The following is a 21,220-nucleotide window of genomic DNA, read 5'->3' on the forward strand; positions in this document are numbered from 1 at the left end:
ACTTCCGTCGCCGCGGCGCAGCGTCCGTAACAGCCGCCCGGCGCCGCGTGCTCTATGGGCGCACGGTGAACAGATCGGCGGGCTCGAACCCCGACGACCGAGGCCCTCACGGAGAGCTTCTCTGGATGATCCGAAGCTTCGAAGAACGGACCGCCGAGGACGGCAGCCTCGAGCTGCTGACGACCCACGACACGAGTGTCGCCGCGCCGCTGGCATTGCGTGGCTTGCGGGGCAGCGAGGCCGCGAGGGTCGGCGCGAAGCTGCTGCTTGAGCTCGTGGACCGGGCGCGCGATCAGGGAACACTGATCGAGTCCGGGGAGGTCTGGGAGTTGCCGCTCCTCGGCATGCGCGTGTCGCTATCGGCGAAGCGCGAGCGGCGGGGCGGACTCTTCGGCTTCATGAAGCAGGCCGCTTCCGACGTGGTCGAGCTGACGGACGTGGGCGCCAAGGACGCGGTGAAGGCGATCGCGTGTGCGCTGACCGCACATGGCCTCGTGGAGCTCCACTCCGCACCGCTTGTGGCGCGCGAAGCGCTGGAGTGGAGCATCGAACTGTACCCAGGCGATCCCTCGCGCCCCGACGACGTCGAGGCGCCGCTCTCGAACCACAACAACCACCTCTCGTATCTCGCGCTGTCACGGATCGCCGAGGACGAGGACGATTTCGATCGCGCCGACGAGATGTTCGGCGCGGGCCTGCGTCGATCGTGGTCCGCGCAGATGCGCACCGCCGGCGGTCGGCTCGAGAAGATCGAGTGCGACGACGTCCCGAGCGAGCTCGTGATCGAGCAGCTCTCGGAGATGAGCCGCGGGATGCTCGCGCTCTATGACGATCTGAAGCGCCGCGTCCCGCATCGGGAGGAGACTGCGCTCGTCCCGTCCCCGATCTTCACGTTCGGCGGCCGCGGGCTCGCCATGCAGCAGATCCTCTTGGTGCCGGAGGAGTGGGCAACGCTCTTTTACGAAGGACCGGCGAGACACACAGCGGCCGATCCTACGACGGCCGCGCTCGTCGGCGAGGCACTCGCGACGCACCGCCGCGATGTGACGCCGCTCGTGCGGGTCACGCGCTTTCACCCGCTCTTCGATTCGGCACGGCAGGTGGAGGAACTCGAGACCCCGATCGAGTACTTCCCGCCGTTCCAGCTCTGGACGTCTCTGTTGGCCTCAGTAACCGCCTGGACGGTGGCCGGACTCGATTCACGCGAGATTCGCGCGCTGCTGCGCCTCGATCGCCACGACGAGCTGCGGCGGGCCGCGAACGAGAAGTGGCTGGCCCACGTCGATACCCTAAGCGAAAGCGCGGAGGCCATGCTCGCGCGCGCCGGCCAAGCGCTGCACTAACCGAGACGCGTTCACAGCTCGATCGCTTCGATGCACCGGTTCTGCTGCCCGCCGTCCTCGGTGTCGTTCGGCGCGATCGAACCCGTAGCAGAGCGCTCTTGCAGTCGCGGCGAACCTCGCAGGTCTGGAAAGGCGGCTTGCTCCAATGGTGGTCGGCGACGTCATCCTCAGGGTCGCATTCGCGAGAACGAGGCGGATATCGAGTACCTGAACGCGATGTCGGCCCGGCAAGAGATGCTCGTGGGCCAGGCGGGCTCGCTTTCGAGATCTGATCGCGTCGATCCGCTGAACGCGTTGCGCGCGCTCGCGGACAGCTGAATTGACGAGGTTCGCGACACCCAGCGTCGCGGCACCAACAATCGTGCAAGCCCGCTCAAATGACCAGATTGAGGGTAGGCATCCTGCAGCCGATGCTCCCGTCCGACGGGCCGCACAGATCGACGACGACGAGATGATGGGACGCATTCGAGACGCTGGAGCCGAGCGCGAGCACGCGGGCGCGCATGGAGGACGAGGTCCTCGCGGCGCACGCGATCTTGCTTTCGCTTACAGGAGCGAGTACCGCGCCGCGCTGGCGTGTCCGACCGCATTCGCGGCGAGCCTCGAGGACACGCGCTGCGCGGCCGGCGAACGCACGCGGGGTATGTAACTGCCTGGACGCAGCTGTCGCGTACTTGGTTTCGATTCGTACAAGCGGGAGCGCCAGCACATGACATTCGATCCGACGCGACTGCTCGCTCGTCACGCTGATGATGGATCGGGTCGCTCATCGGCTCCGCGATGCGCGTCCGTCGTGCTGCACTCTGGCGATCGTCGCGAGCCCCCGCGCTCGCCCGTCGCTCAATGAAATCAACCGAGGAACGATGAGAGCTCTTGTGTTCTCCGCGGCGCTGCCGCTCTCCGCTCTGCTCGCGTCGTGCTCCGACTCGCACGCGACGTGCGAGCTTCCGGATGCCGAAATGGTCGACGCCGGCCCGACGTGCCTCGAGGTCCCGACGCCAACCATCATGCAACTCCAGCCGGACCGACAGATCACCGGCGCCGAGGTAGTGGTCGTCGGATGGGGCATGTTCGGTCGCCGCGCGGATGGGGCTCCCTACGCGCCGGGAGACGTGCTGGACGACGGCACCAGCGTGCGCCTGAACAAGGGCACCGAGAGCATCGGCGTGGGCCCGGTCACGGTCCTCGAGCGGGATCGCTGGTGTCGGGACCGCATCATGTTCGTCATGCCGCCGCGCACAGGGACGAGCTGGGGAAGCGAAGAGGAAGTGCAGCTGGCGGTGACGCGAGGCGGCTCCAGCGATTCCGAACCGTTCACGTACCTTGACTGACTGATCGAGCGCCGCGCTCATCGCTCACGCCCGCGCTATCCCCAGAGCTGTGCAACCCGCTCACGCTCGCGGAGTTCGACGTGCTCGTCGCCCCCGCTCCGATCGCGTCGATCCGCTGAACGCGTTGCGCGCGCTCGCGGACGAGCTGTGTGCGCGTTCGGGTCAGCGCGCGCAGATCGCGGAGGTCGTCGCGCGATGAGGCAGCATCGCTGGGATGCTGACGTGTGCTTGGCGTGCGGCGCGCAGCGCGAATGGGCACTCGCCCGCGAGTCATGCAGTAGCGGCGGCCGCGCACACACGAACGCGGCCTACCAGGCGCGCTACACAGCCGAGCGCCGCGCGCGCGATCCCGAGTTCGCACAGCGTCTTCGCGACTACCAGCGGGCCTACGCGGCGCGAAAACGCGCCGAGCGCCGGGAGCAGCGCATCTGACCAATGCGAACGAGCGCCGCGCGATCGACGCGTTCACGTGTGGCAAAAGGGTGTGCGCTGCACGATGCGAGCTACGCGTCAGGCGCACGTTCGTCTGCACGCCAGCTTTCAGGCAGCGCCAGCACCACGTCGCGTCGCGGACTCACGCGCTTTCCGTGTTGGTGCATCGACGACAATGTTGTCCGAATGTCCACAGATAGGGCGTGAAGCCGGAACGGCTGGGAGCTGAATCCGTGCCGTCGCGAACGCGCGCGAAGCGTGCGCCGCGGAGTCGGCGGCGGTGACCGATTACGAATGTGCGTACTGCGCCGAGCACACCGACGACGGGAGTGTGCTTTTCTCACTACGTGCTGAGCCGTGTCGACGCGCTCCCCCGATCTCGAGAGCATCTACGTCCTACACTATCGCTCGGCATCATCGACCGACAGCGCCAGCGCCGAATGGCTCTGGATGGTGCGCAGCTCCTCTCGGAGACGGCCACGAGGGGACCGATCGCTGACGTGATGTTCGACGACATCTGCGTGCGCGCGGCACCGCATCCACCGATGCCGCCGCGACGGAGAGCAAGCGGGCTTGGAGCCCGCGCGCAGCGTTCGGGGTCTTCCAAGACCGTTAGCAGCGCGAGCAATGGACATCGCAAGCCAGCAGTTCGCGATGAAAGGCTGCCCGCGCAGCGTCCGTAACTGCTGCCGCGCACCCGGGCGCTAAACGCCTGCGGAAAACAAGCCCGCCGCGAGGCCGCGCACCGCGCTGCGTTGTGTTGATTCGTCCAAGCGGGCGCGCGCCGGCCCGCACATACCGTTGTTCCTCGGGGTGGGCATGGCGAGCTGGACAACGCTTATTCTTCGAGCGGGATGCGGGCTGCTCGCAGTGTGCGCGGCGGCCGCCTGCGACGCGAGCGGTGGATCGACCGACGACGGCGGGCGCGATCTCGACGCGGCCCAGCTCGACGATGCTGCGATCGAGGCGTCGGACGCCGCCGCCGATGGATCGACCGACGGAGGGGAGCGCGCGCGCGATGGCGGCGAGGTCGACGGCGATGGCGGCCTGCTCACTCGCGATGGCGGTGAGGTCACCGCCGATGGCGGTCTGCTCGCTCGCGACGGCGGTGAGGTCAGCGGCGACGGCGGTTTGACTGTTCGGGATGGCGGCGAGATCGACAGCGACGGCGGTCCGCTCGCTCGCGATGGCGGCCCGTTCCCGATCGACGGCGCTGTCGACGCGAGCCCGAGCGATGGCGGGCCGCCGACCTGCAGGTGCGAGTTCGATTTAGGCGATGGAGGCGGACAAACCGGCGAGATCTGCGAATGGGGCACCGGAGGTTCGTGGACGATGTGCGTCCACGGCTGCGACGAGGCGCTGGGGCGTTGCTATGAGTGCGTCCCCGGCCGTCGCTGCGCCGATGACGGCGGGGACCTCCTCGTGTGCTCCGCCGACGGACACGATCTCGATATCGTGTTCTGCCCGAGCGGCTGCAACGTGTCGGTCGGTGAGTGCTACGAGCCTTAGCAGCCCGTTGATCTAGTGGGTGGGGCGGAGGGCCACCCAGCACCAGCGAGCACGCCGCTCGACTGGCACGCTTCTCCGTGCGCCATCGAGGATAGTGTTGAGTGCGTGCCACAAGAACACGAGTGCGCTCGCGATGAACGCGAGCCCGCGAACGCCGGCGGCATGCCGTGGCCGATCCTCCTGGCGCGATCACGATCGAGCCCTGATCGACGACGATCGATCGTCGAACGCGCTCGGGCTCTTGATGAGCCTTAACATGCTGATCGAGACGCGCGGCGGATTCGACTTCACCGGTGCCGACTGCATCAGGTGGATGCGCGAGGCCGGCTTCCGCGAGGCGCGCGTCGACCGGCTCCGAGGCCCCGAGTCGATCGTGGTGGGCATCAAGTGAGCGAGACGAAGGCACGAATCGAGAGGAGACGACCATGAGCACCAGCGAGAGCACGAACACCCAGGGGAAGAACGCCATCGCCGTGATCGGCGCAACCGGCGCGCAGGGCGGCGGCCTCGTCCGCGCGATCCTCGCCGACCCGAGCCGCCGCTTCACCGCGCGCGCGATCACCCGCGATCCCCGCTCCGAGCGCGCACGCGACCTCGCGCGCGCCGGCGCCGAGGTGGTCGCCGCCGACCTCGACGACACGACGGGCCTCGAGCGCGCCTTCGCAGGCGCGTACGGCGCGTTTTGCGTGACGTCGTTCTGGGATCACTTCTCGCCCGAGACCGAGATCCGCCAGGCGGAGAACATGGCGCGCGCGGCGCGCGCGGCGCGGGTACGACACGTGGTGTGGTCGACTCTCGAGGACACGCGGGCTTGGGTGCCGCTCGACGACGATCGCATGCCGACGCTGAGCGGCCGCTACAAGGTGCCGCACTACGACGGCAAAGGAGAGGCCGACCGCGTCTTCCGCGGTTTCGACGTGCCGACCACGTTCTTCCGCACCTCGTTCTACTGGGACAACTTCATCCACCTCGGGATGGGCCCGCGGCGCGGCGCGGACGGCGCGCTCGCGATCGCGCTGCCGATCGGCACCGCGAAGCTGCCCGGCATCGCGGCGGAGGACATCGGCGCGTGCGCGCTCGGCGTGCTCGCGCGCGGCCCTGAGACGATCGGGCGTACCGTGGGCGTCGCTGGCGGGCACCTGAGCGGGGCGCAGATGGCGGCCGGCCTCTCGGCGGCGCTCGGCGAAACGGTGCGCTTCGTCGACCTCGATCCCGCCGCGTATCGCGCGCTCGGGTTCCCGGGCGCCGACGATCTCGGCAACATGTTCCAGTTCAAGCGCGACTTCGAGCGCGACTACTGCGCCGCCCGCGACCTCGAGGCGACCCGCGCGCTGCATCCCGGTCTCCAGAGCTTCGAGTCGTGGTTGGAGCGCAACGCGAAGCGGATCCCTGTGACGTGAGTCCAGCATGAGTGCTCGCGCCCGAGATCGATCGGGTCGAGCCCGACGAACACTTCGACACCGCGAGGGATCAACGTGCGGCTCCGCTGTCGAGCTCGCGGAGCACCTCGAGGACCACGCGCAGCGTGGCGCGATCGAACTCTCGACCGACGACGATGCGGATCGCGCCGACCTCGAGCGTCAGCGTGCCCGACTGCGGCTGCGCCCCATCGTCATCGCGCACGAGGCGCGCGAGACGCACCGGGGCGACGCTCGCGAGCGCGCTGGCGCGCGCCGCTCTCCCGCTCGAGCCGCTTGGCCCAGTACCTCAGCGCGCTCGCGCTGTGCCCGCGCCCCTCCGAGTACGTCGTCGACGGCTCCCGTTGGCCTTCCACTCCGACACTCGCTTCGTCCAGATCGCCTCGTCGCTCATGGGCCAGAGCGTGAGGGCTCAGATCGCCAGCGAGAAGAGCGGGGCTCGTGCAGCGGATACGAGCGATCTCGTCCGAGAGCACGAGCAGCTCTTCGAGTGAGAGCTTCTGCATCTCCGCGAGCGCGATTCGATCGGGCGGCGTGGCGATGATCGGACCGAGCTTCAGCTTCTTGAGCACCTTCTTCAGCTCGGACGAGATGGACGGCAGCGTCTTCATCGCTCGCCCTCCTTCTTCGTCGCGAAGAGATCGGCGCCTCGCGCGAAGCGTGGCACGCTACCGGTCGACAGACGATGCAGCTTGCCTTCGTCGTGCGCGCGCTCCTCGCCGGCGATCGCCGTTTCCTTGAGCACGAATCCTATGCAACGCGCTGCGCGAGTTCGGCCGCCTCGCGAGTTCGACGGCCAGCGCCGAGATCGGTGCGAAGCGCTACTGGGGGACCGTGGGGTAGGATTGTCGAAGGGCGCGAGGCGGTTCGATATGGACAGCGGCACTCGAACTCGCGCAACGGACTATCGCCTCGTCCGCCCCAACGGCAGCGAGTCACGGTGGCTGTTGACGGGCACATCCCTAAAGATGTGGAGAAAGTTGATTGTCGCGAGGCCGTGCGTAGAAAAATCGACGACCGCCCGACACCTGCCAGCGCTCGATCGCGCGGGTGAGCAGGCCGAGACGCTCGCGCGGGCTCGGGGCTTGAGGCGCGCGGGCCCGATGCGCGCGCTCGTCGCGGCGGTGGTCGTCCTCCTCGCGGCCAGCCCAGTGCGAGCGGTGTGCGCTCGGACCGAGCGCGACGTGTTCAGCGTGGACGCGGAGGCGGCGATCGTCGCGATCGTCACCCGCGAGGGAGATCGTCTGCGCGTCGTGCGTGCGGTGCGTGGGGACGCTGGGGTGCTCGCGACGATCGCGCCGCCGCTCGCCCCGCGGGTGGCTTTGCGGCGTGATCGACACGGGCGGAGGGTGATCGTGCTCGGCGACGAGTGTCCGGAGCCCACGCTGCTCGATGCGGTCTCGCGCGGCGAGACCCGGCTCGTGCTCGCGCGGGCCGACGGAGCACCGGCGAGCCAGTACGGCACGAGCGCGTTCGATGCCGGCATCCTTGAGGAGCTCGAGCGCATCCGTGCGCTCGCCGAGCCCGACATGCTGAGGAGCGCGGCGTGAAGGTCGTGCGCTTCTCCGACTGGGAGAAGATCGAGAAGGTCGAGCACGGGTGCGCCAAGGAAGGCGCGCCGCGCGTCAAGGTGACCGAGTGGCGAGCTGCTCGGCCACGCGCATCGCGAGAGTGACGATCCGGGTCGACGAGCGTGGCTGGTCGCACGCCTGGGCGAGCGCGGGCACGAGCGTCGCGCTCGCGCCGCAGCCCGTGAGCCTGCTCGTCGGCGACATCTGGTTCTGGCTGCTCTTCGGTCGCGAGATCGTGGAGCACGCCCTGCCCGCCGTGAACGCACAGAGACTCCGGGCCCCGAGCTGGCTCCGCACCCGACACCCGCGAGCGCGACCGCGACGACCAACCACCTCATGTGCGATCCGGCACGCCTCCTGAAGCGAGTTCGGAGAGACAGATGACCTACTTGCTCCCTCTCATCGCGATCCGAGCGTGGGCGCGAAGATCTGCTCGATGAAGTAGAAGTTCCCGCTCGTGTGCTTGCTGTCGGCGCGGAAGCGCAGCCATTGGCCCTGCGACTCGAGGTGGATGCCGTACGCGCGCAGGGCGGGATCGAAGCGCGAAGAGGAACGGCGCGATCATCCCGGCGCTCGCGGATCGCCTCGAGCAGCCGTGATCTCGACCTGTCAATCGGTACCGGTTCCAGCTCGCGCCTTGACCGCCGCGTGCGCGGGAGCGGGCCGCACCTGCGCAGCATGTGTAACAGCGATGCTGCATGGCTAGCGACACCCTGCATACAGTTTAAAGTTCGATGCGCCGACGCTTGGGACGGGCGGCACCGCCGGGCCTCTGAGTTGCGTCGAGAGAGTGGAGCTTCGCCAACCACGACTGGGCATCATGGCGCCGAGTTATTGACCGAGCCTCCTCCGTAGTGACGGCGGCCACAGGCGGCTGTGTTTCCGCGCGGCGGAGATCGAATGCGTCCGTCCCGCGGGTGATCGCCGCGCTCGAGTGCGGTTCATCCAAGACAGGCCGAGTTGTCGCCGCTAAAGGCACTTCGCACCCCGCGCTGAGGGAGAGAGTCGTCATGTACAGTCGTCGGTCGCGCACCGTAGGCCGAGGTCTTCTCGCGCACGGACCACGGATTACCGCTCTGATCGTCGCCTTCGCTGCACTCGTCGCGCCGGGTCGCGCGCGCGCATTCAGCGCGCGCGTGCACATCACGATGGCCAACGACGTGCGACAGGCACTCATCGAGTCCGGGGACGGCACGATTCCGCTGCGCTGGAGCACGCGGCGCGTGCAGCTGCCGATGGTCGACGCCGACGCGATCATCAACCAGCCGATGGCGTTCCGGGCAGGCGCGATCGGGCCCGACGTCGTGGTCTTCGCAGGCATGACGGACGGCACGCACGCGGTGGATCAGGAGCCCTATCGTCAGTGCCAGATGCTCTACGACGAGGCGTTCACCGAGGCGGAGCGGGCGTACGCGCTCGGCTGCTTCCTTCACGGCGCCACCGACGCAATCGCGCACCATTTTGTCAACTACGTCACTGGCGAGACGTTCACGCTGACGCCGCTTACCTCCGATCGCGGGCCCGGCTATCACAACGTCGTCGGTCACATCGTGACCGAGAGCATCATCCAGAACGCGTTCTACACCGCGGATCCGTCGGCCTTCTCTCAGTCCGAGCTCGACCACCGCATCGAGCAGGACTTCGTCCTGCGCGTCTACTTCGACAGCGACAGCGCCGTCTGGCAGCGCATGGCGCAGCATCCGATGGAGCGGTGGCGTGCGGCGCAGGCCGCGGACCCCGACGGCAACCTCGTAGGATGGGCGCGCAGCGCCGGATTCTCGCCGTGGGAGCAGGTCGCGATGGCGCCGCAATACATCGAAGAGTTGCAGCGCATGCGCGCGGCGCTGCGGCGTCGCATGGTCGACCGCATCGCCGAGCTCGCATCGGCGCCGAGCATCATGGCGCGGCCGGGGCCTGACGGTGTGGTCGGCACGCTGGACGACGAGACGGCGTGCCGCGCCGACTGCCCCGCAGAGTTCGGCGAGTACTGGATTCTCGTCCATCTCCTCGCGCCGCGTTACGACACTCGTGGCAATCCGCTGCCCTCGGCGTTCGACAAGATCTCAGAGGACCTCGGGAGCAATCTCTACGGATTCCTGCGTGCGTTTGTGCAGGTGATCCAAAACGTCTCGAACCTCCTCAACAGCGGGATCGACGACACGGGCGATCACGGCTTCGACCTTCATCCGTCGCGCATCCGTGAGGTCTTCGCGCCGGTCGATGAATGGGCGGGGCGCACGTTCGCGATCGACTGGACCACTGCGGGCATGGCGGTGAGCCCGGCTTGGTACAACGACCTGAGCGCGTTCCTCTCGATGTTCCGCGTCCGGGTCACGATCGCGGACGTGCTCCGGGCACTCTTCGAGCCGATCGTCCAGGAGATTCGCGTGGCGCTCATCACGGAAGTGCGCGAGCGCGCCGCGGTGTACGTGGACGATCTCAAGCGCGCGTACGACGCGGCGCTCGCGCCCTGGACCGAGCGCGTGTACGACGTGCTCGACAGCTCGGCGCCGCCTGCGCTCGGCGGGAATGCGCTCGATCACCTCGAGAGCTCCGGGCTCTTCGTGCACTCGTTCAACCTGACGGTGGCGACCCTCGCCAATCACGAACTGGTGCTCGTCACGGGGGATCCGATCGCGCACGGACCTGCATCGTTCGATGCGTCGTACACGCCGGAATGGACGCAGGTCGGTCTCTGCGACTATCTCCGCGACGCGGTATTCCCGCACGGGCTCGGCATGCGCCCGCTGCTCTCGGTCGAGCGGGGCGCGACGTTCTACGGCGCGGTGATGCCGGAGGACAGCCCGATCGAGTGCCACGATGGGTCGCTGTCGACGTTCGGTCCGCCCAACGCGGAGAGCTGCGCACACACGTCGATCGATGCGCTCCGCGAAGATCCGTATGGCTCCTTGACGCGAGCATATCCGCCGGCGAACGCAAGCGGGACGCCCGGGTGTCGGGGGCTCGTCGTTCCGGGGCTGCCCGAGCCCCCGCCGATGCCGGAAACGCCCGACGCAGCCACGAGCGCCGACGTGGATGGTGGACCGGCGCCGGCCGCGGCAAGCGCGGGATGCGCGTGTGCGGTCGCACCGGGTGCCGACGACGGGCGGAATGGGGCGGGGGCCGGAGCGCTGGTGTTGCTCTTGCTCGGCCTCACCGCGCGTCGGCGGCGCGCACGACTCTCCCGCACCGTACGGGCCGTGACGACCGCCGTCGTCCTTGCGGGCTGCGGTGAGCCGGTCAACGTCGATGGATCCGATAGCGGCACGCCGCGCGACGATGGCGCGACCGACAGTTCAGTCGCGCTCGAGCCCGACTCGGGGGCCGTGCCTGTCGACGCCGGCCCGGATCATCGTCCGGCGTTTCTCGCGAGCCTCGACGGGACGGTGTGGAGCGCGCTGCAGACGCGCGACGAGAACGGCAGAGAGGTCGAGCGCGCGTACGAGCTGCACTTCCGCGGCGGCAGCGAGCCGATGTGGGGTGAGATCCGCAATCCCTACGGGCCGGCGCGGCAGCGGATTCGCCGATTCGTACGCGTGGCGCGCGACGGCTGCGAGAGTGCGTCGCAGTGCGAGATCTCCACGACGGTATCGATCCCCGACGCCTCGTGGGAGACGCCGGAGTCGCTGCGTGGCGCGACCGAGACCTGGACGATCGAAATTCTCGACGGGTCGCCTCGGGCGCTCGCAATCACGAACCAGGACGGGGTGGAGGAAGTCTTCACTGAGGGCGCGTGGCCGGCCCCGACGAGCGGCCTCACCGCGGAAGTCCGCGTGTTCGAGGGTGGCGCGGGAAAGCCGGTGTCGGACGCCTTTTGCACCAGCGGCGCGATCTTCAGCGGCGATATCGGCCGCTCGACGATCTGGTCATTCGCTCGCGGCGAAAGCGATCAGCCGACGCTCGGGTACGAGCTCGCTGCGGGCGTCCGGCTCGGCGAGTGGAACGACAACGCCAATCGATTCGGAGTGCGTGACATCGACGGATTCCAGATTGACGATCTTGGCGGCTCGATTCGCACCGATCAGTTCTTTTTCGTGGTGCGTTACCGTGGAATCGTGTCGCATCCGGGTGGTCGTTTTCAGCTGCGCGAGGAGGACGACACGGTCGAGGACGCGGTGTGGGCGTTCATCGGCGACGACGTCGGCGGCACCACCATCGACGACCTCTTCCTCGAGGTGCACCACTTCGCTCCACCCGACGAGACAGTCGACGAGCCCTCGCTCGATCTGGCTGCGGGCGACCTCCCGATCGAGATCATCATTCCGCGCTGCGAGATGAACTTCACGGGCTCGGGGCAGGTGCGCGTCGAGCCGCGACTGGGCACCGCGCCTTATCGCCTCTTGAGCGAGCAGCCGATCCGTCCGGTGATCGATGCCTCGCTCTTCCCGCCGGTTCTCTGAAAGAGCGATATCGTGCGCGCGACCCGTTTCGTGACGCTCTCCGTCTCGCTCGCAGTTGCTGTCTCGGCATGTGGTGCTCCGGCCGCGCCGAGTGACGGCGACATGCGCGACGCGAGCGTGAGTCGAGACGCGGCGCTCGACGCTGACGTCGTCGACGAGGATAGCTCGGTCGGCTGCGGACCGGACGAGCACGAGTGCAATGGAGTTTGTCGCGAAGACGGCGAGAACGACCCGGCGACCGGATGCCGCTTGGGATGCGGCGCCCCGTGCCCCGGTGGGACGGACGCGATCTGCGAACCCGACGGCACGTGCGGGCTCACCGCGTGCACTCCGATGACGTGCGAAGAGCAGGATGCGATCTGCGGGCTCGTCGACGACGGCTGTGGTCGCCGGAGGAGCTGCGGCACGTGCGATGCGACACAGGGGGAGCGCTGCGTGTCGGGCATGTGCGTGTGCGAGGGCGACTCGAACGAGCCGAACGACTCACCCAGCGCCGCGCCTGCACTCGGCGCAGTCGACGACTCCGACGATCCCCCGGCGATGACGATCGAGGGCACCATCCACACTGCGTCCGACGAGGACTGGTACCGGGTGGACGTGGTCGACGGCGGCTTCGACGGCAATCCGATCATCGTCGCCGAGATCGTGAGTGCTCCTGCGGGCCCGAACTACGAGATCGCTGCGTACTACGTGTGCAATGCAGGCGGAGACACGTCCCGCTGCACCGCGGGCGGCTCCGACAACATGCTCGGTCGCGGCTGCACGTCCGCGGGCGTCGCGAGCGACCGCGTCGCATTGGACACGGAATGCAACACCACGACGGATTCCGGTGCACTCTACGTGCGTGTGCGCGCGGCGGGATGGGCGGGCGTCTGCGGCGGATACAGCGCGAATATCCAGGTTCGCTAAGTACTCGCTAAGTACAGCTCCGTGATCGAGGCTTCGAAACCGGGATCGCACGATCTACGAGAGCTACTTCCCGGGCTCGACGTTCAAGCCGATCACCGCGATCCGCTGCGCTCCAGGATCGTGGAAGAACGCGACACGCCCACCGCTCACTCGGTACCTCCTATGACGTCCAGCGCGCGTATCGCGAGCGGCCCGCGGCCGACGCTTGCGTTTCTTGCTCGCGGACGGACAGTGTAAATCAATGAGTCCGACCTCCAGCGTCCTGAGCTTGGGCGAGGTCGAGCTCATGATCTCGACCCGCTGTTGAACAAACAGTGTGGAGTGCAGCGGGACGGGTTCATTACTATTACGACGATATTGGCCCCGTCGAGCCATCCGAGCGCCGTTCGGGGCCACCTCCAAAGACGGCCTCAGTTCGCATATCGGGCCCCCGACGTGTGGGTTCGATGACGTCGTCCGCTTCTTCGAGCACTCGTGCGGAGCATGAGACTTCGCGCCGGCGCCGCATGGGGTCCCTTTTGCGCGCGCACCGGTCAGAGGATCGGGCTCACCACGATTCTCCCGTACGCGACGAACGCCGCGGCCGCGGCGAATATCCCGCTCCAGATCGCGGGTGAGGTCTCCTTCAACTTCACGTGCCGGCCGCTCAACACCACGGCCTCGATCGCCAGCACCGTCGCGAATCCGGGCGTCAGCATGGGCCGGATGTGGAAGGCGGACGGAACGATCAGCCCCACGCTGCACACCATCTCCAGGATGCCGCTCGCATTCCAGAACGCATTCGGCAGCGCCTTCATCGATGGGAAGTCCTCCTGGGCCTTCTCAAGCGTGAACACTTTCATGCCGCCGGCGGCGAGGTAGAGCAGCGCGAGCGCAACCTGCAGGATCCAAAGCACGAGATTCATGACGCCTCCTTGACCTACTGATGTTCCAGCCGGCGAACGGATCGGAAGGGGATCGACACGACGATCGACCCGTGATCTCCTTCCGTCGTGCGACCGACCGGAAGTAAGGCCGAGCTCAAACGTCGCCGTCGCCTCGGCGTCGCGCTCCATCGCAGTGGGCGGTCTGTCGCGCGCTGGACGAAGATGTTCGAGCAAGGCGGCGACGACGCGCTCGACCCGATCCCCAACGCTGGTGGCAAGAGCCGCTTGAGCGATACCGACCGGGCGAAGCTCGCGGCGCTTCTTCAGTTGGGCGCGCGTACGAGCGAATTTCCAACGGAACTCTGGACTCTGCGGCGGGTGCGCGACGTGATCGAGCGCGAGTTCGATGTTCGCTACTCGATCTCGAACGTGCACGTCGCGCTGCACAGTCTCGGCTTCAGCCCGCAGAAGGCGGTACGCCGCGCACGCGAGCAGAACACGGAGGCGGTCGAGCGGTTCCGCGACGTCAAGTGGCCGCACATCAAGAAAAGCGAGCAGGAAGGTCGCGTCCTCGCGCTGAGCGACGAGAGCGGCTTCATGCTGCAACCGTCCTCACCTCGCACCTGGGCGCCACGCGGCGAGACACCGGAGCTCATCTGCGGCGCGCGGTACGACCGAGTCTCGGCCATCAGCGCGATCACGATCTCGCCGCACGCGCACCGCACCGGGCTCTACTTCCGGTTGCTGCGCGGGAACTTCAACGCGGACGAGATCGAGCGTTTCGTGCGCCAAGTCCAGCGAGCGGTCCGCCGTCCCGTCACCTTCGTGTGGGACCGGCTCTCCGCCCACCGTACGGTCGCCAAGCGCCTCGAGGGTGATGCGCGCTTTGAGTTCATCCTGCTGCCGGCCTACGCGCCCACGCTCAACCCCGACGAGTGGGTCTGGCGCTACGCGAAGCACCATCTGCTCGCGAACTCCTGCCCGATGAACGGAGATGCGCTCGAGCGTGGCGTACGCGCTGCGCTCGGCGGAATCGCCAAGCGGCAGGACCTCCTGCACGGCTTCATCCGCGGCGCGCGACTGCCTCTTTAGCCACACGGAATGTGAGTAACGAAGTCCGATCGTTAGCCACACGGAATGTGAGTAACGAAGTCCGATCGCGTACGCGAGTCGCGCCCGGCCCGCACCTCATCGGCGCGGCACTCGTCGGCCGACACTACGCGTCGGAGTAGTGCTCCTGCATCGACGGGTAGTACTCGTCGAACGTCGGCAGCTTCTCCCCCGCGCTCGCTGCGACCAAGTTGTCCAAGTAGTACTCCCAGCCCGGTCCGAAATCGCGCGCCAGCTTGCGATCGGTCAAGTGATGCACGAACCGCAGCTCCGTCACGCTGCCCGTCTGCGTGAGCGTGATCTCGAGCTTCACGCCGTAGACGCCCTTCGATGTCAGCGCCAACCGACGCGGCGGCTCGCACGCGTCGATGTGCATCTCCGACGGCGGCCCGTCCTCTTCGAACAACATCTTGATCTTGATCGTGTTTCCTGCGCCGGGCGTGCCCGTCCACGAACCGTACCATCGCGCCGTGCTCTCACTCTTCGTTATGCTCGTCCACACATCCTCGATCGGCGCCTCGAACCTGCGCGTCAGCACCACGTCGTTGCCCTCGAGCCGTCCCGTCGGTTTCTTCATCTTGTCTTCTCCTTCCATCGCTCTCGCTGTTGATCCACCACGCGCGTCACCGCCGCGCGCTTCTTCGACTCGCGCTTCACTCGATGCACTTCTGTGTCGAGCGCCATGAACCGGCGCTCCCACTCGCTCGCCGGATCGCGCCGCAGCTCGGCGATGAACTCCTCGATCGGCACCAGCGGCCCGAGCTCCAGCCGATACACGCGCTCGCGCCCCTGCGCAGTGTCCACCACCAGCCCCGCCTCGCGCAGCACGCGCAGATGCCTGCTGATCGCGGGCCGCGTCACGCTGAACGCTCCCGCGATCGCCCCTGCACTCCGGGGCGCATCCCGGAGCATGCGGAGGATTTCCCGCCTTATCGGGTCAGACAGGGCGCTAGCGGCATCGTTCACGCGCTGTCGTGTAACTGAGTCGTTACGCACTGTCAAGTGCATAGTTGTGCCAGCGTTGCTTCCGCGTCACGACGCGTGCGAACGAGACGCACGCAAAGGCGTCGAACGTGCTCGATCGCGACTTCAGCGCGACGCGCCCGAACAAGCGCTGGGTCTCGGACATCTCGTATGTTGGACCGACGAGAGCTGGTGCTACCTCGCGGTCGTCCTCGACCTCTACTCGCGAGCGGTCGTCGGACGGGCACTCGACACCACGCTCAGCACGACGCTGCCGTTGAGCGCGCTCTCGATGGGCGGTGCGCCGACGGCGTCCCTGCGGAACGCTGCTGCACCACTCCGACCACAGCTGTCAGTACACGAGCGCCGAGTACCGCGCTGCGCTCGAGGCCCACCGCGCGGTCGTGAGCATAAGCCGCAAGGGCAACTGCTGGGACCGCGCGGTCGCCGAGTCATTCTTCGCGACCCTCAAGACCGAGCTCGTGCGCGCATGTTCATGGCGGAGTCGTAGCGAGCTCCGAGCCGCGGTCTTCGAGTACATCGAGGTCTTCTACAACCGACGACTCGACGCTCGCGGCTACAGGATGATCCTCCCCCGCTTCCGTGGACACCCCGGAACGCGCGAGCATGCGCGAGGAGTGTTCGATGGTGAAGAGGAAGCGCAGGAAGTTCAGTCCGGAGTTCAAGGCCGAAGCCGTACGCCTCTGTGCGGTCGGCGACAGGACGGTCGGGCAGGTCGCGAAGGACTTGGACCTCACGGAGACCGCGCTGCGTGACTGGGTGCGCCGCGCCGAGGTCGACGCCGGCAAGAGCGACACTGGCGCGCTGACGACGAACGAGCGCGAAGAGCTCCAGCGTCTGCGACGCGAGAACAAGCGTCTGCAGATGGGCCCGCGTGCGCATCGCCAGAGCGGCGTGCTCACGTCGCGTCACCGTTTCGACAGGCACTCGCCGCCGCGCTCGTCGCGAGCAGGTGTATGTCGACGATCCTCGATGATCGAACGCCGCTCGGCGGCGCGCGTCGGTGCGCGCCACGTCGATCCTTCGTCCTCGGTTCAGTCGCGCTGGCGTTGCTCGCCGCGTGCGGCTCCGACGATGACGGTCGCCCCGACACGAGCGGGCCCGTCGACTCCGCCGTCGGCCGCACGGTTTCGGCGGGCAGTGCGAGCTACACGAGGAGTGCGCCCCGGACGCGCCGCACTGCGTCGAGCTCGCGGCGTCCGCGTACGCGCGGGGCATCTGCGCTTCGGCGTGCGGTGCGGAAGACGCGTGCCCGACCGGGAGCGAATGCCACAACGACGTGTGCATCCGCTGCGCGGCGGAGATCGACGCGAGCACCTCATAGGCTTCCATCCCAGCAGCCGACTTCGCGGCCAGCATCCGGCGTCCGCGGCCACGATGAGAGGACCGCCGTCGGTCGTGCGCGCGGCTCGCGTCGGGGGCGCACCTCCGAGAGACCGATCGGGCGCATGATGCGTCCGACGCGCACATGAGGTGGTTGGTCGTCGCGGTCGCGCTCGCGGGTGTCGGGTGCGGAGCCAGCTCGGGGCCCGGAGCCGCGGTGCCACGCACTCGCGCGCTCGACGCGGGGATCGATGCTGGCCTCGATGCCGGTCCGAGCGACGCGGGGGCGGTCGAGAGCGCCGTGGATGCGACGAGTAATGCGGGCTCGGCCGGGCGATCGGCGCAGTACGTCGTGGTGCTATCGGAACGGCGGGAGGCGGTGAGGGTCGATCGCGATCCCGAGTGCAGCGAGAGGCAGGCCTCGTGCGCGCCGTCGGACTGCTTCCGCATCGACGCCTTCGTACCGCGGACCGCCGCGCCGGCGGCGCTGGAGCGATGCGCGCGCGATGCGGAGTGCACGGCGGCGTATACAGTGTGCTGCGGGCGCGAGGCCGTGGACGTGCGCGCACTGCGCGGTGATTCCGTCGACCGGTGGCGCCAGCGGCTCTGCGGCGAGCCGCGCACCTGCGCCGAGGACGCAGCCGTGCTCGCGACGCTGAACGTCGCGTGCGTGGAGGCACGATGCCGGCTGGTCGAGGAGGCGCCTGAGGCGTTCTGCGCCGAGCCTGACGCCGACTTTCGCGTGATCGTCCCGGGAGCGCGGCCGCGCCTGGTGAGCCACCCGCGCGATCCCTCCTGCCTGCTCGGGACGCCCTTCTGCGATCCCGAGAACGACTGCCTCGCCATTGCGGATCTTGGCCCGCCCCGACCCTCGCCCGACATGACGTGGTGCTCCCGCGACGCCGACTGCGTCGTCGACTCGCGCTCGTGCTGCGACTGCGGCGCGACCGAGTTTCGCCCGATGCGCCGCGACGCCGTCGGCCGCTGGCGCCGCTGTCCTCGCATCGTCGCGTGCCCCGAGTGCGTCGACCCGCACCCCATGCTCCTCCCCGCGTGCATCGAGGGCGTCTGTCGCGCGCTCGAGGTGCGCGATGAATCGGAGTGCGAGGCGGTCTCGTCGCCGTGATCGGTCAAGCGGGCTTCACATGGGACGTCTTCGTCCGCTGCCGAGACGAGGCGCCGTGACGACGCGCGAGTGGTTGGGCGTCACGATGCTGGCCCTCGTGGCGTGCGGGCCCACCTGCCCACCTCTCTATGCGCATCGGGCCGATCTGCCCCCCGATCTCGAGTCGGACGAACGACGCCTCGCGCTCGATGCGAACGTCGTGGCCGCAGTCAATGGCCGGCCCGCGGCGCTGCGGTTCCGCGTCCTCGGTGTCGAGCCTGTATCGCGGCGATTCACCGTCTATCGTTGGCGAGGAGGTCCCCTCCTCGATCTCGAGATCGCCCCCGAACCCGATGGCTCCTATCTCCTCGGGCTCGAGGATCCGTCGGGAGCGCCACTCGAATCCGGAGTTCATCGTGTCCGCGTGGAAACGCCGGACCTTCTCGAGGCCAGCTTTGAGATCCGCGAGTGCGCGGTGTTCTATTGAAACAAGCCCTGCTGATTCGCATCGATCGCGCCCGTCCTGCGCGAAGATGCGCCGCGGTCAAGGTGACCCGAGCTGTGCGGCGCGCGAACCTCCGCTCGCCGCACGGCTCATGGTCGCGCCGTTTCGTCCTCTCGTACCCGCTCGCCGCGGCAGTGAACAGCGTCGCTGCCGGCGCCCTCCTCAGCGTGCTCTCCATCGTGTTTGCACCAGCGCGCAGGCGCTTCGGCGGCGACTGGACGGTGCTGTGGCGCGGCACCGCGGCGGGCACCGATCGAGCGTCGTGAGTGAGCTCGCAGGCGTTCACGCGATAGCTGACGCGGCGCAGGGCCCCAGCCACCGTCGGTGCTCTCGGGTCATCGCGGCCCGTCGAGATCAGCTTCGTCGTGACCTCTGGCAGCTCGCGCCCGAGCTCGCGTCGGTGCCCGCGATGTAGAGCACCACGCCGCGCGTAGAGCGCCACGACGCGCGCACTCACCAGCTCATGCGCTGGCAGCTTGCGAGGGGCCGAACGCGAAGTATGGAACTTCGTGGCCGCTCTCGTTGGGTTGTCCGAGCTGCGGCGCAGCGTCGGGTGCCCATGGTCAAGCGACGTGCCCCGAACGCCGCGCGACCGACGACGTCGCCGCGCTCGTTCGGACCGAACACTCGGCACTGATCGCACCGGTCGGACGTGGCAGCGCCTGCGGCTGGGAGCGATCTCGCCTCAGCGGCCCAGAATGCACGCATCCTGCGCGTCGCGAAACACGCGATCAGGCAGCCCACGCGTGCACGCCTGGTAATCCTCAAACCGCGCCGCGCACGCATCGTTCACGCAGCTCGAGTCCTCAGGGCACGCGACGTTCACGCAGCATGCGAAGAGCTCCCATGAACTCGCGCAACCGAGATCGAGTGACGCGTCGACCACTCGCTGGTACCAACACGAGTAGCACTCGGGGTCGAGATCCCAGCACGCGTCGCACTCGCTGCCGCGACACGAGTCCCAGCACGCGACGAACTCGTCGCTGCAAACGTCGCGCGGGGCGCTCTCGCCAAACCGCCGCGGATAGGGAGCGTCGGCAGGGCACCACGCCCCACCGCCAGCGTCGCGCGTGCCCGCGTCGCGCACCGGGTCGGTTTCGATGATGCCCGCGTCGCCACCGGTGCCGCCCCCGCCATCACGATCGGGCGCGACGTCGATCCGACACTCGGCCTCGCGCGGCGGCGCCTCGGCGCGCCCCAACAGCTGATCCATCAAGCACCGCACCGTCTCGGTCGGCAGCGCCTCCGCTACCAGCACGCGCTGCGCGCAGCTCGGGAAGCCGGCCGCGCACGTCGCACGCCCGCTCGTGCACTCGGCCTCGAGCTTCGCGATCAGCGGCTCACCCAGCGGCGCCACTACCGAGCGTACTGCGCGCAGGCGCTCGTCACCCTCGCCTTCCGCGCCCGCGAGCAACTCGGTGCAGCCCGACACCCCGAACGCGCAGTTCTCGCAGAACGCGCTCGCGAAGCTCCGGTGCGCGTCGGTCGGCGCGAGCGCGCGCGTCGACTCGACCGCGCACTCCGCGGGTGGCCTCCCCTCGCGTACGCAGCTCGCTGCGGCGCTCAAGAACGGCTCGTTGACGAGCCCGGTGAGCGCCGAGCAATCCGCCATCAGCGCCTCGTCGCACGCGGTCGGTGCGCATTGCGCGGCGTAGTCTCCGAGCGCCTCACAGAAGCGCGCTGCGGGTGATTCTTCGCCGCCGACCTCGCCGGCATCTCGGGCTCCTGGCTCGCATCCCACGACGATCGCGATCCACAGCACGCATCCGACCAAACCTCGCATCGCCCTCGGCATGCGCGGGCTCTGCCACAGCGCCACACGCGGCTTTGTTACGAACGCTGCGCAAATCGAGGTCGCTGCTTTCTTGCTCGCACCGAGACGGCGCTTGATGCCGGGCGCATCCCACGATCGCGCCGCGCGGTCGGGGCGCAGCGTGTTGTCGACCGACGCGACGGCGGCCAGTCGTAGTCGCGCGCCGTTGGCGGATCTCCGGAGCCCGCCGCAGCTCGAACAGCGCCGCGAACTCGGGGGTGGCTCAGCGGCTCGAGCGCTCGGGCGCGATGGCTCGGGGCGGCTTCGTCGCGTTCAATGACGGACCTGCCCAAAGCCCGAGCTGCGGACTGACAGCGAACGCCCCCCTACCCGGCTCGAGCGCGCCTTCGTCGCGGCCACGTGTCCGATAAGGAGAAACGTAGTGAAAACAGTCACCGCGCAGAGGGAGCGCGATGTGCTCCCCCTCGAGGCAAAACACAAGCTCACGAGCTACCAAGCTCACGAGCTACCAAGCTCACGAGCTACCAAGCTCACGAGCTACCAAGCTCACGAGCTACCAAGCTCACGAGCTACCAAGCTCACGAGCTACCAAGCTCACGAGCTACCAAGCTCACGAGCTACCAAGCTCACGAGCTACCAA

The 21,220-nt window shown here is 68.2% G+C and carries 20 protein-coding genes and 3 pseudogenes; 16 read left to right on the forward strand and 7 right to left on the reverse strand.

Annotation, left to right across the window (positions count from 1 at the left end; all coding sequences use genetic code 11):
* The first annotated feature begins 125 nt into the window (after positions 1-125).
* Positions 126-1,343: a hypothetical protein gene (locus I5071_RS46000; RefSeq protein WP_206607156.1), complete on the forward strand. Its 1,218-nt coding sequence runs from the start codon at positions 126-128 to the stop codon at positions 1,341-1,343.
* A gap of 373 nt (positions 1,344-1,716) precedes the next feature.
* Here I5071_RS46000 and I5071_RS46775 read toward each other — a convergent pair whose 3' ends face one another.
* Positions 1,717-1,848, reverse strand: a complete 132-nt coding sequence (locus tag I5071_RS46775; protein ID WP_268921272.1) for a hypothetical protein — start codon at positions 1,846-1,848, stop codon at positions 1,717-1,719.
* Between the two features lie 244 nt (positions 1,849-2,092).
* Between I5071_RS46775 and I5071_RS46005 the strand changes: the two genes are divergently transcribed.
* The 5 genes and pseudogenes from I5071_RS46005 (at position 2,093) to I5071_RS46025 (ending at position 6,015) form a co-directional block, all read left to right on the forward strand.
* Positions 2,093-2,674: a hypothetical protein gene (locus tag I5071_RS46005; protein ID WP_236607818.1), complete on the forward strand. Its 582-nt coding sequence runs from the start codon at positions 2,093-2,095 to the stop codon at positions 2,672-2,674.
* A 195-nt stretch (positions 2,675-2,869) separates the two neighbouring features.
* Positions 2,870-3,106 (forward strand): hypothetical protein, encoded by a 237-nt coding sequence (locus I5071_RS46010; protein ID WP_206607158.1) that lies wholly within the window; start codon positions 2,870-2,872, stop codon positions 3,104-3,106.
* An 819-nt stretch (positions 3,107-3,925) separates the two neighbouring features.
* Entirely contained in the window at positions 3,926-4,615 is a 690-nt protein-coding gene (locus tag I5071_RS46015) for a hypothetical protein (protein ID WP_236607819.1), read from the forward strand.
* 199 nt (positions 4,616-4,814) lie between these two features.
* Positions 4,815-5,006: pseudogene (locus I5071_RS46020) on the forward strand (methyltransferase); the annotation flags it as partial.
* Between the two features lie 34 nt (positions 5,007-5,040).
* A complete protein-coding gene (locus I5071_RS46025; protein ID WP_206607160.1) occupies positions 5,041-6,015 on the forward strand; it encodes an NmrA/HSCARG family protein in 975 nt (324 codons plus the stop codon).
* Between the two features lie 70 nt (positions 6,016-6,085).
* On the opposite strand, the gene I5071_RS46030 is transcribed toward I5071_RS46025, so the two are convergent.
* Positions 6,086-6,238 (reverse strand): hypothetical protein, encoded by a 153-nt coding sequence (locus tag I5071_RS46030; RefSeq protein ID WP_206607161.1) that lies wholly within the window; start codon positions 6,236-6,238, stop codon positions 6,086-6,088.
* Positions 6,239-6,640: 402 nt separating this feature from the next.
* Positions 6,641-6,778 (reverse strand): hypothetical protein, encoded by a 138-nt coding sequence (locus tag I5071_RS46035; protein WP_206607163.1) that lies wholly within the window; start codon positions 6,776-6,778, stop codon positions 6,641-6,643.
* Positions 6,779-6,905: 127 nt separating this feature from the next.
* Here I5071_RS46035 and I5071_RS46040 point away from each other — a divergent pair, with 127 nt between their 5' ends.
* From I5071_RS46040 to I5071_RS46050, 4 genes are all read left to right on the forward strand, one after another.
* Positions 6,906-7,583, forward strand: a complete 678-nt coding sequence (locus tag I5071_RS46040; protein WP_236607820.1) for a hypothetical protein — start codon at positions 6,906-6,908, stop codon at positions 7,581-7,583.
* The gene (locus I5071_RS46780; RefSeq protein WP_268921273.1) at positions 7,580-7,708 is read left to right on the forward strand and encodes a hypothetical protein; all 129 of its coding nucleotides are present in this window, start codon (positions 7,580-7,582) and stop codon (positions 7,706-7,708) included. Before I5071_RS46040 ends, I5071_RS46780 begins: the two co-directional genes overlap by 4 nt.
* A gap of 906 nt (positions 7,709-8,614) precedes the next feature.
* Positions 8,615-12,004: an MYXO-CTERM sorting domain-containing protein gene (locus tag I5071_RS46045; RefSeq protein WP_206607166.1), complete on the forward strand. Its 3,390-nt coding sequence runs from the start codon at positions 8,615-8,617 to the stop codon at positions 12,002-12,004.
* A gap of 102 nt (positions 12,005-12,106) precedes the next feature.
* A complete protein-coding gene (locus I5071_RS46050) occupies positions 12,107-12,913 on the forward strand; it encodes a hypothetical protein (protein ID WP_236607751.1) in 807 nt (268 codons plus the stop codon).
* 533 nt (positions 12,914-13,446) lie between these two features.
* Here I5071_RS46050 and I5071_RS46055 read toward each other — a convergent pair.
* Positions 13,447-13,818 carry a DoxX family protein gene (locus I5071_RS46055; protein ID WP_206606998.1) on the reverse strand — a complete coding sequence of 124 codons (372 nt, stop codon included), beginning with the start codon at positions 13,816-13,818 and terminating at the stop codon, positions 13,447-13,449.
* A gap of 87 nt (positions 13,819-13,905) precedes the next feature.
* On the opposite strand from I5071_RS46055, the gene I5071_RS46060 reads away from it, so the two are divergent.
* Entirely contained in the window at positions 13,906-14,871 is a 966-nt protein-coding gene (locus I5071_RS46060) for an IS630 family transposase (protein WP_206606999.1), read from the forward strand.
* A gap of 124 nt (positions 14,872-14,995) precedes the next feature.
* On the opposite strand, the gene I5071_RS46065 is transcribed toward I5071_RS46060, so the two are convergent.
* Positions 14,996-15,466, reverse strand: coding sequence for an SRPBCC family protein (locus I5071_RS46065; protein ID WP_206607170.1), 471 nt, complete (start codon positions 15,464-15,466; stop codon positions 14,996-14,998).
* Positions 15,463-15,897 carry a metalloregulator ArsR/SmtB family transcription factor gene (locus tag I5071_RS46070; RefSeq protein ID WP_329611189.1) on the reverse strand — a complete coding sequence of 145 codons (435 nt, stop codon included), beginning with the start codon at positions 15,895-15,897 and terminating at the stop codon, positions 15,463-15,465. Before I5071_RS46070 ends, I5071_RS46065 begins: the two co-directional genes overlap by 4 nt.
* Before the next feature lie 359 nt (positions 15,898-16,256).
* On the opposite strand from I5071_RS46070, the pseudogene I5071_RS47160 reads away from it, so the two are divergent.
* The 5 genes and pseudogenes from I5071_RS47160 to I5071_RS46085 all read left to right on the forward strand — a co-directional run.
* A pseudogene (locus tag I5071_RS47160) lies at positions 16,257-16,403 on the forward strand (IS3 family transposase); the annotation flags it as partial.
* Between the two features lie 94 nt (positions 16,404-16,497).
* Positions 16,498-16,740 (forward strand): annotated as a pseudogene (locus I5071_RS47165) (transposase); the annotation flags it as partial.
* Between the two features lie 601 nt (positions 16,741-17,341).
* Positions 17,342-18,322 (forward strand): hypothetical protein, encoded by a 981-nt coding sequence (locus tag I5071_RS46075; RefSeq protein ID WP_206607002.1) that lies wholly within the window; start codon positions 17,342-17,344, stop codon positions 18,320-18,322.
* Between the two features lie 55 nt (positions 18,323-18,377).
* Positions 18,378-18,788, forward strand: a complete 411-nt coding sequence (locus I5071_RS46080) for a hypothetical protein (protein ID WP_236607752.1) — start codon at positions 18,378-18,380, stop codon at positions 18,786-18,788.
* A complete protein-coding gene (locus tag I5071_RS46085; RefSeq protein WP_236607753.1) occupies positions 18,785-19,072 on the forward strand; it encodes a hypothetical protein in 288 nt (95 codons plus the stop codon). The genes I5071_RS46080 and I5071_RS46085 overlap by 4 nt, the downstream gene beginning before the upstream one ends.
* 419 nt (positions 19,073-19,491) lie before the next feature.
* Here the strand turns inward: I5071_RS46085 and I5071_RS46090 are convergent, their stop codons facing one another.
* Positions 19,492-20,418, reverse strand: a complete 927-nt coding sequence (locus I5071_RS46090; RefSeq protein WP_236607754.1) for a hypothetical protein — start codon at positions 20,416-20,418, stop codon at positions 19,492-19,494.
* Between the last annotated feature and the right edge of the window lie 802 nt (positions 20,419-21,220).

Origin of the sequence: Sandaracinus amylolyticus, assembly GCF_021631985.1 — a bacterium.
GTDB classification, from domain to species: Bacteria; Myxococcota_A; Polyangia; order Polyangiales; family Sandaracinaceae; genus Sandaracinus; species Sandaracinus amylolyticus_A.